The sequence below is a fragment of the Syntrophobotulus glycolicus DSM 8271 genome (genome assembly GCF_000190635.1).
GTDB lineage: Bacteria > Bacillota > Desulfitobacteriia > Desulfitobacteriales > Syntrophobotulaceae > Syntrophobotulus > Syntrophobotulus glycolicus.
The window spans coordinates 1,787,685-1,800,978 of record NC_015172.1 but is presented as its reverse complement, the minus strand read 5'-3'; the positions used below and the strand labels follow the sequence as shown (position 1 = coordinate 1,800,978).

Here is a 13,294-nt window from a genome sequence, read left to right as displayed (position 1 = left end):
AATTACTTTAAATAATTTGAAATTGATTGTATAATATCCATAAGATCAGGGAGGAAAAAAATGGCGCTGAAGGTTGTTGTCGACAGTTCTTCCGATATCCCCGAGAAGGTTAAAGATGATTTTATCATTATTCCCATGCCAGTCATTATTGATGGAAAATCATTTGCTGAAGGGATAGATATTTTTCCTGATCGTTTTTATCAAGACTTTAAACACTACAGCGAGGTTCCTAAAACATCGCAGCCCAATCCCCAGGACATTCTAGAGGTCTATGAACAAGTTCTAAAAGAAGGCAACGAGGTTGTAGCTATTCATCTCTCTTCGGGATTAAGCTCGACCTATCAGACAGCATGTATGGTCAAGGAAATGTCTTCTCAGCCGGATAAGGTCCATGTTGTTGATAGCTTAGGGGCAACAATCGGGTTTGGGCTGCTGGCCATCTATACGGCGCAAATCGTCAAAGACAAGAGCTGGGAGGAAGCAGAACCGGAAATTATTCAAGTCCGGGACAAGATGCGTTATTTATTTACTCCCGACCATCTGGAATATCTGGTTAAGGGGGGACGGCTCAGCAAGGCCGCGGGCTTTGTCGGAGGGCTTTTAAATGTTAAACCGTTGCTGCATTTGCAAAACGGCAAGATTGAAGTATTTGACAAAGTCAGAACCAGAAAAAGCGCCCTGCATAAAATCATTGAAACAATGAAAAATGATGCTGATGAGCCGGAGAACCAGATTATGGCTATTGCCCACTCGGCTTGTCCCGAAGAAGCAGAATTTTTGGCGGAAGAAATTCGCGCCGCTATTCAGGTCCAGGATCTCCTTATCGGCGATATTGGCTGTGTGGTCGGCAGCCATACCGGCCCCGGCACCATTGCCCTGTGTTACCTGGCAAAATAGGTTTGTACAGAGGAAGGGAAATTAAGAGCACCGTCAATCATTGCTTTCCCGGATTGTGTTATACATTAGAAAATTTATGGCATATTAGATAATGACAACATAAAATGAGGATGATCATTGGCCATGCAAGGGAATAAAAAAAAATATCTCACTTTATCCTATGGCTGCCAGATGTCGGAAAGAGACGCCGAAACATTCTCTTCTGTTGCCCGGCAGCAGGGTTATGAAAAAACGACAGAGCTTGAACAGGCAGATCTGATTATTATTAATACCTGTTGTGTCCGGGAAAGTGCGGAAAACAAAATTATCGGTAAAATAGGTCAGCTGAAAAACTATAAAGAAAAAAAGCCTTCTCTTAAAATTGCGGTATGCGGGTGTATGGTCCAACAACCGGGTACGGCGGAAAAGCTCAGCAAAAGAGCGGCTCATGTCGATATCTGGACCGGGACAAATGATATCGGTAATTTTGCCCAATTGTTGAAATCAGCTTCCGAAAACAGCAAAATCATCTGTGTTTCTCAGGAGGCCCAGAAGAACGGAGACCGGGAAATCTCCACCGCTGAATACGGAAAATTAAAGGCAAATGTCAATATCATGTACGGTTGTAATAATTACTGCGCTTATTGTATTGTTCCTTTTGTCCGAGGAGAGGAACGGAGCAGACCGAAAGAAGACATCTGCGAAGAAATCGGGGTCTTGGTCCAAGGCGGCTGCAAAGAGGTCACTTTACTCGGTCAAAACGTGAATTCCTACGGACTCAGAGACGGCTTTGCTTATGATTTCTCCAACCTTTTGCAGGAAGTTGATCAATTGCCGAATCTGGACAGAATTCGTTTTATTACTTCTCACCCTAAAGATCTTAGTGATCTTTTAATCAAAACCATTGCGGAAGGTCAAAAGATATGTGAACACATTCATCTGCCTTTCCAGGCCGGAAGCAACACTATTTTGCGGGCAATGAACCGGAATTATACCAGGGAATATTATCTGGAGCGCATAAAAGCAATTTTGGGAATGATCCCGGAAGTCAGGCTTACAACGGATATCATTGTCGGATTTCCCGGGGAGACCGAGGAGGATTTCGAACAAACCATCGATCTGGTTCAAAAGGTGCATTTTTCCCAGGCCTTCACTTTTATGTATTCCAAACGATCCGGTACAGCCGCTGCCTCATATGAGGAGCAGATCCCGCTTGATGTTAAGAAGCGAAGGCTTCAGCGCTTAATGAGCATTCAAAATGCCCGGAGCCTGAGCTGGCGCGAGCAAATGACCGGGAAGGAATACGAAGTGTTGGTTGAAGGCCCCAGCAAGAATAACCCTGAAATGCTGACAGGCCGGACAAGAGGGAATGAAGTGGTCGTCTTCCCCGGCCACCTCGATCTGGCCGGAACCTTGGTCCTAGTTAGGATACAATCCGTAAACTCATGGACTTTATGGGGAGAGTTGGTATAAAATATATATTCAGAATATATATTGACCTGCTTGTGATCAGGAGAAACCGGTTACCTTGGCAAATTAATTAATTTTGGAGGTGTTACAGCAAATGAACTCAGAATTATATTTAAAAGCATCCGAGCTGGCTGAAGCAATTCATAACAGTCCGGAGGCCATTGAAGTACGGGAAGCAGAGAAAAAAATCCGCGAGGATAAGGTTGCCAATAACCTGAATGAACGTTGGCAGAAAGTTTACCAACGAGTACAAAAAGATCTGGAAGAGGGAAAAGAGCTGTCCGAACAAGATCAGCGTTCAATTGAATTTATTGAAGCCAAGGTGGAAAATCATCCTGTTTTACTCAACTACATGGCGGCCCATAACAAATTTACCGCCCTCTTGCAGGAAATCAACAATATTTTAACGGGAGCCTTGCAATTTGATACCGCTGATCCTGAAGAAGATGCCTGTATCACTTGTCCCGCTCATGCTACATGTAAAGATAAGGATGGGAATACCGAATGTGATAAGTTTATTTCCCAAAACAATAATATGTGAAAAAGGCCCTTGAATAGATTTAAGATAACCTGAAAAATACAATTGAGCTCCTGAAAAGAGAGATAAGGTCCTTTGACTGCTGGCAAGAAATTTTCTTGTCAGCGTTTTTTGTTTCTATAATAGAAACTGGCGGGCAGAATGTCTATACAAAATAATTTGTTCCGTTGCATAAATATCTTATATTATTTTTTATCTCCCATGCAGGAAAATAGACCCAAATATAGAATTAATTATATAAATATTTGTGATAAAAAGACCTGTTTTGGGGGATTTGAGGGAAATCTTATGATTGTAGTACTGGCATTCATTTTTCTGATCGCTTGTTACCGCTGGGGTGCCTGGAGAAATTGGAAAACTTATTATCCTACAATCTTGTTCTTTATTTCCGGTGATTTTATTTATCTTTATCTGTTTTCCGTTAAGCCGCTTTGGCAATACACAGCCAAAATGATGCCCGGTACCATCACAACATTAATTGTGGCTCTGATTATTTATCCCTGTACAGTTCTGCTTTTCCTGCCCAATTATCCCCGCTCAGGCCTATTTAAGAAAATAAGGTTTGTTTCATTTTGGGTCCTTCTTTTCTCAGGGCTGGAATACCTTGGGCTTAAATATAATTTCATGCAGCATTTCCACGGCTGGAATTTTATTTGTTCGGTAGTGTTTGATTGTATTTTGTTCCCATTACTGGTTATTCACCAAAAGAAACCGTATATTGCCTGGTTTCTCGCTTTCATCTTCTGTGTAGGAGTTCTCTTTTTATTTCAAGTACCAGCAAAATATTAAAAAGATATCATGGCAGGCAGATGAAGATAAGGTTTAGCAGAAAGATAAATACAGCCCCATGAGCAGGCCGGTTTCATGGGGCTCTTTCCGTAAGCTTGAAAGGTGTTGCCCTTTTCGTTTTGGATTTGGAAAACTATTTTCGACAATAACTATACAATTTTCAGCATTTTTAAGCTATTATTATTTTAGATGGAAAATAAACATTTGGAGAAAAAAATGGCAACAACTCCTATGCTTAAACAATACGAAAGCATTAAGGCCAAGGTTCCGGACTGCATTTTATTTTTCAGGCTTGGGGATTTTTATGAAATGTTTGCAGATGATGCCTTAACAGCCGCGCCTGTTCTGGAAATAGCCCTAACCTCCCGTGAGGGAGGAAGTGGCAGCAGGATTCCCATGTGCGGCGTTCCTCACCATTCAGCGGAAAATTATATTCAGAAGCTGATTGCCGCCGGTTTTAAAGTGGCTATTTGCGAACAGACAGAAGATCCGCAACAGAGCAAGGGCATTGTAAAGCGCGATATCGTGCGCATCGTTTCACCAGGAACTGTGGATACCGTTGCCGCAGAGCATAAGAATAATTACCTGGCGGCTATTTACAAAGAAAAAGATTGGGGACTGGCCTATTTAGATCTGACGACAGGGGATTTTCGCTTGTTTCAGACACCCAGTCAACAAACCTTATTAAATGAGCTGAATCGGATCAATCCCGCTGAGATTATCTTGCCCAAAGAATTTGCTGTCTCCATGAGCAAGGCTTTAGACGGCTATTATAGCAATGCTGCAGATAAGACAATTTTTTCATCCCTGGCCGGTTTCCGGGAACGGTTTCACAATTATACCGGCTTGCTGGAACAGATGCCGGTATCAGCCAGAGCAGCCGGTGCTTTATGGAACTATATTAAAAAGAATATTCCTGATTCCAGCCTGCAAAATGTGATCGAATTAAAAAGCTGCCGGCAATCGGAAGTCATGGTACTTGACCGCTGGACCAGAAAGAACCTTGAATTGGTTGAAAGCTCCCGTTTTGGTGATGAAAGGGGTACGATTTTTGACGTACTGAATCTTACCAAAACTGCTTTTGGGGCAAGAATGCTCAGGCATTGGATCCAGCAGCCCCTCTTGAATAAGGAGCAAATTGAGGCTCGCCTGGATACGGTTGAAGAGCTGACCAAAAATACGTTTGCCCGGCAGGAGCTGTTCAAATGCTTAAGTCATGTCTATGACCTGGAAAGACTGACAGCCAGGCTTTCCTATGGGAAAGCCAGCCCCAGAGATATGCTGGCTTTGGCCGCTACCCTGGCTTGTCTTCCGGAAGTACGAAAGATTATTCATCAACATCAAGTCCTGACATTAACAAAATATCTCGAACCAATCTCCGGCCTGGATGATCTTTCCGCCAAACTCCTAAAAGCCATTAATCCTGATGCTCCGGTGACATTGCATGAGGGCAATATCATCAACAACGGTTACATTCCGGAAATCGACCGTCTCCGGGCCGTTGCCTCAGGCGGCAGAGATTGGATCGCCCGCCTGGAAAATCAGGAAAGAGAAAAAACGAAGATTAAGTCTTTAAAAATAGGTTATAATAAAGTTTTTGGCTATTACATCGAAATCACCAATGCCAATTCCCATTTGGTCCCGGAAGATTATATCCGAAAACAGACCCTGGCCAATTGCGAACGCTATATTACACCGGAGCTTAAAGAATACGAGCAACAGGTTCTCAACGCTCAGGAGAAGCTTTTTGATCTGGAATACGCCGTATATACGGAACTGAAAGACGAGGTTTTATCCCACACTCCGCCAATTCTTAATGCCGCTCAGGCCATCGGCGAGATAGATGTTTTTTTATCTTTGGCTGAAGCTGCTGTCCGCCATCATTATGTCCGTCCGGAAATCAACAACGAAGGGACGATTCATATTGTTGAAGGCAGACATCCTGTTGTTGAACAGGTTTGCAACGATTTATTTGTTCCCAATGACACTCTGTTAACCTCCTCAAAAAGCCTGGCCTTAATTACAGGCCCCAATATGGGAGGCAAATCAACCTATATGAGACAGGTAGCGCTCATTGTTCTGCTGAGCCAGGTCGGGTCTTTTGTTCCCGCTCAGAAAGCCGCAATCGCTTTGCGGGATTGTATCTATACCAGAGTCGGTGCCTCCGATAACCTGGCCTCCGGTCAGAGTACCTTCATGGTTGAAATGAATGAGGTTGCCTTTATTCTGCAAAATGCAGCATCCCGCAGCCTGATCATCCTGGATGAAGTGGGGCGCGGAACGGCAACCTATGATGGCTTAAGTCTGGCCTGGGCGATTGTTGAATATCTCGCAGGCAACCCGACAGCCCAGCCCCTGACGCTATTCGCCACGCATTACCACGAATTGACCGCTCTTGAAACCATGTTTCCCGCAGTATTCAACCTGCACGTCGCTGTCCGGGAAAAGGGATCGGACATTCTATTTCTGCATAAAATCCTGCCCGGCAAAGCAGACCGGAGCTATGGCCTGCATGTCGCCAAAATTGCCGGATTGCCCTTGGATCTCCTGAAAAGGGCCGAGAGCATTTTACGCGAGCTGGAAAGTCTTTCCGGTGAAACATATCCCGATAAAGCCACAAGAGTGGAGGTTCTCCAGCCCAGCTTATTTGATCAGGAGGAGGTCCACCCGCTCCTTAAAGAGGTTGAAGAAATTGACCTTGATCGGATGACCCCCAAACAGGCTATGGATTATCTCTATGATTTGGTCAGCAGAATCCGGTCGTCGAAAGTTTTGTAGTTTCAATACTCGCCGTATGGAAGGAAGTCTGATTGATGGGCCGTAAAATTGGAATTGATGTGGGAGGTACCTTTACGGATGCCGTACTTTTAGAGGATTGTTCTCTTTTAAGATGTTGTAAAGTAATGACCGAACCGGATGATTTGCTGCAAACACTTCTCAATGCCATTGATACTTTGGAAACAGACTGTTCTGAAATCAACGAAATTACAGTCAGTACAACCCTGGTCACAAATGCTGTTCTCCAAAAACGCACCCCCGGAGTCCACCTGGTTCTTTTTCCCGGTACCGGCATGAAGCTCAGTGCTTTACCCTGGCCTGTGGAATTTCATGTCCTGACGGGTGAGCTTGATTTTCGCGGGCGGGAAGTCCGGCCGCCGGACCGGGGGGAATGGGCCGGACTGGTTGAACAATTGAGACAGGAAAAACAGCCGCTGGTTGCCATCGCCGGTAAATTCTCTCATCGTAATCATATTCATGAGCTTCAGTTAGCTGAGTACCTGAAAAAGGAGCTGCCTCATGTGGAAATCATGACCGGCAGCCAGTGGGGACAGCCAAATTTTTATCGCCGCAGTTTGACTGCTTACCTTCATTTGGCATCCCAAACTATCTTTGATGATTTTGCTTCACAATTAAAATTCGCCCTGGAATGCAGGGGGTACACCTCTGTAATCAGGGTCCTGAAAGCAGATGGCGGAGTCCTGCCGATTGAGAAAATCAGACCGGTCGACTCGATCTATTCGGGGCCGGCCGCCAGTATCCTTGGTGCGATGGCCCAGCAGGACAACCCGGAGCAAAGCTATGTGGTTGTGGATATTGGGGGAACGACAACAGATATCGGCCTGGTCTTATCCGACGCCCCTTTACGCAGTGCCAAAGGGGCCCAAATAGGCCCCTATTTCACATCAATCAGATCCCTGGCGGTCAGGTCCCTGCCTATCGGAGGAGACTCGGCCATCACAGTGCGGAAGGGGAAAATTCGTATTGAGCCTTTCCGTCATGGACCGGCCAGGTGCATTGGAGGACCAGAACCGACCCCCACAGATGCCTTGCGCTGTCTCCGTCTCACAAAATTCGGCAACTACGAGCAGGCTGTCATCGCCATGGCCGGGCTTTTGCCTGCCTCTGACCGGGAAGACCCTATTCTGATCTCCCGGCTGGCCAAGAAAATGGCTGAAAAGATTATAGGGGAAGTCGTTGAAACAATTGCAGAAGCCATTGAGCAGCTCCTGAAGGAATGGCGGGAAGAACCGGCCTATAAGGTATGGGAAGTGCTGCACCCTCACCACAATATGAACTTTAGGGTTCACCTGAGCGGGGGAGGGAGTTTCGGGCTTGCTGATTACCTGGCTCAAAGACTGAAGATGGAGACATCGCCGGTTCCTTGTTCCGATGTCTCCAATGCTCTTGGCGCGGCAATGGCCAAATCTACTTTTTCCTGGACTCTGAATTTGGACACGTCCCTCGGCCGGTACGGAATAGAAGAAACGGGGGAACAGGGGAATTGGAGCGGTTCCCTCAAGCCCCATAAGGAAATAGAAGATTTCTTAAATCAACTCGCTTCCCAACAAGCTGCGCAAATGGGTATCGATGCGGAAAATTTAGAATCAGAGCCGCTTGACTATTTTCCCTTGGTAGAAAACCAGCGGACCATTGGCCAGATCGTCAGAGGAGCAGTGCATGTTCATCCCGGAGTCCGAGGGAGGGTAAGCAATGTCTAAAACAGGAATCATCTTTTTCCCGGCTTTTGACTGGTCCCTGGGGCCAACTCACCCGGAAAGGGAGGAAAGGCTGCTTTATACTCAGGAACAGCTGTTTGAGGAAGGTGTGCTCGACCTTCCCCAGGTTAAGCAATATTCGCCGGAGCTGGGCAGTCTTCATGATGTCCTCCGCACCCAGGCTTTATACCCCGATCCGGATAAACATCGAGAGCTTGAACCTCACCTCATCGCTGTCGGCAGCTCTATTGTCCTGGCCCGGGCTATGATGAACCGGGAGCTGAAGAACGGGTTTGCCTTAGTCCGGCCGCCCGGTCATCATTCTTTTTCTACGGTATGGGGCAACCGGGGTTTTTGCACTCTAAATAACGAGGCCATCGTTGTGAACTACCTGCGGACCTATCACGGGATCAAAAAAGTCGCGATCATCGATACTGATGTCCACCACGGGGACGGAACCCAGGATATCTTTCGCGATGATCCCAACGTTCTATGTATATCCATCCATCAGGATGGCCGCACCCTTTATCCTGGTTCAGGCTTTGCCGCGGAAAAAGGCGGGCCAAATGCCTGGGGTACCCAGCTGAATATTCCTTTGCCTCCCGGAGTTGGTGACGAGGGCATGCTTTATACTGTGGAAAATTGGATATTACCGCGCCTGGAGGAGTTTAAGCCTGACTTTATCATTAATTCTGCCGGTCAGGATAATCATTTTACTGATCCGTTAGCCTCAATGAATGTTACGGCACAAGGCTATGCGAAAATCACAGAGCTCCTCAAGCCAGACCTGGCGGTACTGGAAGGGGGGTATTCCATTCAGGGAGCCTTGCCCTATGTTAACCTGGCTATCTTTTTGGCTCTGGCGGGTGAAGATTATTCCGGAGTAGTCGAACCCCAGAAAAGCAGACGGAAGATCATTGGGGGAGAGACGTTCAAATCTTATTTGTCAGACCTCAGACAAGAGCAGGAATCTGCCGCCCCGAACTGGACTTATGCAAGCGGGGATTTTTTGCCGGGCGGAAAATGGATCTGCCTGGAGAATCATATCTATTATGATACGAACTGTTTCCAGGAATTCAGAAAGGATTATATCCGCAAATGCGGACACTGCGGCGGCACGGTTTTCATGATTTCCCTCAATCATATGACTGCCGAAACAGGGCATCTGATCAGACTGCCCTTTGGGGTCTGTCCACAGTGCCGGCAGGCGGGATATGATGTATTGGAGCATTTGCTGAAAAAGGATAACCTGCCGGCTGTCCGGAATATTCTTTTTCAGGATCAGGAAGACAATGAGATACGCTTCTGGAATTCAGGTAAGGAAGTGAACCTGCATGCAAAAAAGGATTAAAATTCTGAATCAGCTCTGCATCAACCAAATAGCGGCCGGAGAAGTCGTTGAACGCCCTTTGTCCGTAGTTAAGGAATTGGTGGAAAATTCTCTTGACGCCGGAGCTGAACATATTGAAATTACCGTTGAAGGCAATGGCACAGCCCTGATCAGGGTCAGGGACGATGGATCGGGGATAGCTCCTGAAGAATTGCAAACTGCTGTCCTTCCTCACGCGACAAGCAAAATAAGTCATATTGAAGATTTAGACACCCTGGCTACTCTCGGCTTCCGCGGAGAAGCTTTACCCAGCATTGCCTCAGTTTCCCGTATGGAAATAGTCTCAAGAACTGCTGATTCCGCTTTGGGTGCGAGATTATCTATAGAAAACAGCGAAGTTAAGAATTTTGAGGAAACAGGCTGTCCGAAAGGAACAACAGTCACCATCAGAGACTTGTTTTATACTACCCCGGCCAGATATAAATTTCTGAAGTCCCAGGGGACAGAATTCGGACTGATTTCGGATATGGTCTCCAAACTGGCGTTAACCAAGCCCGCTGTTCGTTTTATCCTTAAACATGCCAAGCATACCGTGTTTATGTCTCCGGGGGATGGTTCCCTGCGGCACGTCATTGCTTCTGTGATGGGCAGTCAGATTGCCCAAAAGCTTGTTCCGGTCTCTTTTTGCAATGAACATTATGCCGTTTCCGGGTATCTGAGCATGCCTGATCTCACCAGGAATAACGGCAACTATCAGGTATTGATGATTAATGGGCGGATCATCCGGTCCAAACAGCTGCGCCAAGCGGTTAAAAATTCTTTTCATACCCTGATTCCCCATAATACTTATCCGATTGTTGTTTTGAACATTGAGCTTAGCCCTTCTTTATATGATGTGAATGTTCACCCCTCAAAAATGGAAATTAAATTCAAGCAAGAAAACGAACTCATGACCTTTCTTACCGCTCAGCTCAATAAAGCCGTTCTGGACGGAAGAAAAATAGAACGCATAGATCTCCACCCACCCGCTTTTGGGCAAGCAAAAGAAACTTCACTGTTTTTGAATGAGATCTCCGATAGTTTGAAGGAAAGCCAGACCGTATATGCCCGGAACAAAGATTTTGATTTTCGTTCTAAATCAAATACGTCTTCCAGGCATACGGAGCAACCGATGGAAACGGTGGAAACTCTGTCTGACTTGTTCAGACAGTCAAAGCAAAATGAAATTGAGTCGAATCCTAGAGGGATAAATCATCAGGAGGCGATTACCGGAAAGAATATCAATGATCTCACTGAGATTAATACAAATGCTATTGATACGAATATCAATCATATTGCGAATGATCCCAGTGATATAAAGGATAAGATTAATCATACTGATCATTTCAATGATTTAAACAGCGTAAATCCTTTAGGAAATTTGAGAGCGCTGGGTCAAATCATGGGCACTTATATTTTGGCAACTGATGATCAATCACTGTATATCATCGATCAGCATGCCGCCCATGAACGAATCACGGTTGAAAAGCTTTACCGTTCCTTTCAAAAAGACACCCCGGATTCCCAACTGCTGCTTTTACCCATCACGTTAACCCTCTCCGTACACGAAGAGCAAATTGTGCTGAGTAATTTTGAACTTTTTAGAAAAAGCGGGTTTATTCTTGAGCAATTCGGGGACCGGACCTATCTTTTGAGAGGGGTGCCTCTGATTAAAAACCTGGATAAGCCTGAAGAAATCTTTCTATCTTTTATTGATGAGCTGATGAAAGACAGAACCACTGTATCCCTGGAAAACATTATTGAAAAATGGATCTTTACAGCCGCGTGCCGGAATTCGATCAAAGGGAATGACTATTTAAGTATTCCTGATATGCAGGCTCTGCTTTTTAATCTAAGCCGGGCGGAAAATCCCTACACCTGTCCGCACGGTCGACCGGTCATCATCGAAATTACCCAGGAAGAGCTGACCAAAAAATTCAAAAGGAATTATGCTTAAATGCTCTCCGCTGATCATGGACAGCAATTGATTTACTATCAATCGACAATTCCCGCTGACGGGGAACCCGAGATTGTCCGCTGGCTGAAAGAGCATTCTGATCTCCGGCTGATTTTGGCGGAGAAAAATCAGACCCTTTCCGGCCCTGTGCTGAAAATTTACAAAAAAAGAATTTCCCTGGAGGAGGGTGGGACCTCTTTTTTCTTCCATCCCAGCATGGCTTTACTGAGGATGATCAACCTTCTCAAAGGAGAAGCCGACCGTTTTCTGGAAGCTGCCGAAATAAGGAAAGGCGATTGTTTTCTGGATGCGACAATGGGATTAGGCTCAGATACTTTGCTTGCCTCCTGGGCAGCAGGACAAAGTGGTCAGGTAACCGCCTTGGAATCCTCTCCGCTGATCTATGCTTTAGTCAGGGAGGGAATAACGGAAATGAGCAGCTTGCGCCCGCCTAAACTAAAAAATGCCCTGAAAGAAAGAGCTTGGTCTGAGCTAATCAGGGGAACAGAGAAGATCATGCTTTTCCATAGTGACCATTTGGACTATTTGAGGAGCTTAAAAGATCGTTCCTATGATATCGTCTATTTTGATCCTATGTTTAACAGTACGGTTGATTCCTCAGCCTCCATAAAGCCTCTGAAGCTCTGGTCAGATTCGACCGGACTGAGGCTGGAAGCGGTTGAGCAGGCATGCCGGGTAGCCAGAAGAAAAGTGCTGCTTAAGGAACGCAAGGGTAGCGGGGAATTTGACAGATTAGGCTTTACAATAGTACCCTCTGGTAAATACAGCTCTTTTCACTATGGTGAAATCAATCTTAAATAAAATGAGGAATGAACATGCTCAAAGGGCCCCTGATCATTATCGTCGGACCGACGGCAGTCGGCAAAAGCGACCTGGGCATGGAATTGGCCCGCAAATTAAATGGTGAGATCATCAACGGCGATTCGATCCAAGTCTATCAAGAGTTGGATATTGGTTCTGCCAAACCTTCGCTTGGAGAACTTGGGGAAATCCGGCATCACTTAATCAATATCCTGGAACCGGATAAACCCTTCACAACCGCGGTTTTTCAATCTCTGGCCCGGGTCATCCTTGCCGATATCCAAGCCAGGAGGAAAATGCCGATTATTGTCGGCGGGACCGGCCTTTACATTCGTTCTTTGACTGACGACTATTCCTTTCCGTTAGAAGGTTCGGACAAGATCAAAACGAAGTGGCTTACCTTCGTCAGAAATCATGGCAGTTTGGCCCTGCATGGGAAATTGGCGGAAATAGACCCTTCGACAGCAAGGAGATTGCACCCGAATGATACGGCCAGGGTTGTGCGGGCTTTGGAGGTATCCGAAATAACCGGCAAGCCTCTCTCGGAACAGAGAGATTACCTGGAAACCAAATACCCTGCACTTGACCAGACCGTCATTTATCTGGGGCTGGATGCTCCCCGCCAGGTCATTTATGACAGGATTAATCTCCGTTGTGAAAGCATGCTTGAAGCAGGATTGATCCAGGAAGTCGAGGGACTGCTGAGAAAATACCCTTATCAAACAAAATCCCTGCAGAGTATTGGCTACCGGCACGTGATACAGTATTTGAGGGGTCTGACCAAATACGAGGAGATGCTCCGCTTGTTCCAAAGAGACACCAGGCACTTTGCCAAAAGACAATTCACCTGGTTCCGCCGCGATCCGCGAATAAAATGGTATGATACGTACAAATACTCGAAAAGTGAAATAATTTCTGATGTTTTCCATACTTGCAGGGAAGCATTATCTCGTGTAGAATAAGTTCCATAGTAAGAA

At 45.9% G+C, this 13,294-nt stretch carries 10 protein-coding genes; all 10 read left to right on the top strand.

Annotation, left to right across the window (positions count from 1 at the left end):
• Nucleotides 1-60 precede the first annotated feature (60 nt).
• The 10 genes from SGLY_RS08825 to miaA all read left to right on the top strand — a co-directional run bounded on the left by SGLY_RS08825 (nt 61) and on the right by miaA (nt 13,279).
• A complete protein-coding gene (locus SGLY_RS08825; RefSeq protein ID WP_013624940.1) occupies nt 61-897 on the top strand; it encodes a DegV family protein in 837 nt (278 codons plus the stop codon).
• 123 nt (nt 898-1,020) lie between these two features.
• Nucleotides 1,021-2,349 carry a tRNA (N6-isopentenyl adenosine(37)-C2)-methylthiotransferase MiaB gene (gene miaB / locus SGLY_RS08820; protein ID WP_013624939.1) on the top strand — a complete coding sequence of 443 codons (1,329 nt, stop codon included), beginning with the start codon at nt 1,021-1,023 and terminating at the stop codon, nt 2,347-2,349.
• A gap of 91 nt (nt 2,350-2,440) precedes the next feature.
• The gene (locus SGLY_RS08815) at nt 2,441-2,887 is read left to right on the top strand and encodes a YlbF/YmcA family competence regulator (protein WP_013624938.1); all 447 of its coding nucleotides are present in this window, start codon (nt 2,441-2,443) and stop codon (nt 2,885-2,887) included.
• Between the two features lie 138 nt (nt 2,888-3,025).
• The gene (locus SGLY_RS18265; protein WP_013624937.1) at nt 3,026-3,673 is read left to right on the top strand and encodes a CBO0543 family protein; all 648 of its coding nucleotides are present in this window, start codon (nt 3,026-3,028) and stop codon (nt 3,671-3,673) included.
• Nucleotides 3,674-3,889: 216 nt separating this feature from the next.
• On the top strand, nt 3,890-6,451 hold the full coding sequence (gene mutS / locus SGLY_RS08805; RefSeq protein WP_013624936.1) for a DNA mismatch repair protein MutS: 2,562 nt from the start codon (nt 3,890-3,892) through the stop codon (nt 6,449-6,451).
• A 35-nt stretch (nt 6,452-6,486) separates the two neighbouring features.
• A complete protein-coding gene (locus SGLY_RS08800) occupies nt 6,487-8,172 on the top strand; it encodes a hydantoinase/oxoprolinase family protein (RefSeq protein WP_013624935.1) in 1,686 nt (561 codons plus the stop codon).
• Nucleotides 8,165-9,520, top strand: a complete 1,356-nt coding sequence (locus SGLY_RS08795) for a histone deacetylase family protein (RefSeq protein WP_013624934.1) — start codon at nt 8,165-8,167, stop codon at nt 9,518-9,520. The genes SGLY_RS08800 and SGLY_RS08795 overlap by 8 nt, the downstream gene beginning before the upstream one ends.
• Complete coding sequence (gene mutL, locus SGLY_RS08790) at nt 9,504-11,495, top strand: DNA mismatch repair endonuclease MutL (protein ID WP_013624933.1); 1,992 nt, start codon at nt 9,504-9,506, stop codon at nt 11,493-11,495. Before SGLY_RS08795 ends, mutL begins: the two co-directional genes overlap by 17 nt.
• Nucleotides 11,496-12,317 carry a class I SAM-dependent methyltransferase gene (locus SGLY_RS08785; RefSeq protein ID WP_013624932.1) on the top strand — a complete coding sequence of 274 codons (822 nt, stop codon included), beginning with the start codon at nt 11,496-11,498 and terminating at the stop codon, nt 12,315-12,317.
• 14 nt (nt 12,318-12,331) lie between these two features.
• Nucleotides 12,332-13,279 (top strand): tRNA (adenosine(37)-N6)-dimethylallyltransferase MiaA, encoded by a 948-nt coding sequence (miaA, locus tag SGLY_RS08780; RefSeq protein WP_013624931.1) that lies wholly within the window; start codon nt 12,332-12,334, stop codon nt 13,277-13,279.
• The last annotated feature ends 15 nt before the right edge of the window (nt 13,280-13,294 follow it).

Coding starts and splice junctions, on each gene's coding strand:
- mutS (WP_013624936.1), top strand. CDS start 3,890: ATGGCAACAACTCCTATGCTTAAACAATACGAAAGCATTAAGGCCAAG.
- SGLY_RS08800 (WP_013624935.1), top strand. CDS start 6,487: ATGGGCCGTAAAATTGGAATTGATGTGGGAGGTACCTTTACGGATGCC.
- mutL (WP_013624933.1), top strand. CDS start 9,504: ATGCAAAAAAGGATTAAAATTCTGAATCAGCTCTGCATCAACCAAATA.
- miaB (WP_013624939.1), top strand. CDS start 1,021: ATGCAAGGGAATAAAAAAAAATATCTCACTTTATCCTATGGCTGCCAG.
- SGLY_RS08825 (WP_013624940.1), top strand. CDS start 61: ATGGCGCTGAAGGTTGTTGTCGACAGTTCTTCCGATATCCCCGAGAAG.
- miaA (WP_013624931.1), top strand. CDS start 12,332: ATGCTCAAAGGGCCCCTGATCATTATCGTCGGACCGACGGCAGTCGGC.
- SGLY_RS08815 (WP_013624938.1), top strand. CDS start 2,441: ATGAACTCAGAATTATATTTAAAAGCATCCGAGCTGGCTGAAGCAATT.
- SGLY_RS18265 (WP_013624937.1), top strand. CDS start 3,026: ATGTCTATACAAAATAATTTGTTCCGTTGCATAAATATCTTATATTAT.
- SGLY_RS08795 (WP_013624934.1), top strand. CDS start 8,165: ATGTCTAAAACAGGAATCATCTTTTTCCCGGCTTTTGACTGGTCCCTG.
- SGLY_RS08785 (WP_013624932.1), top strand. CDS start 11,496: ATGCTCTCCGCTGATCATGGACAGCAATTGATTTACTATCAATCGACA.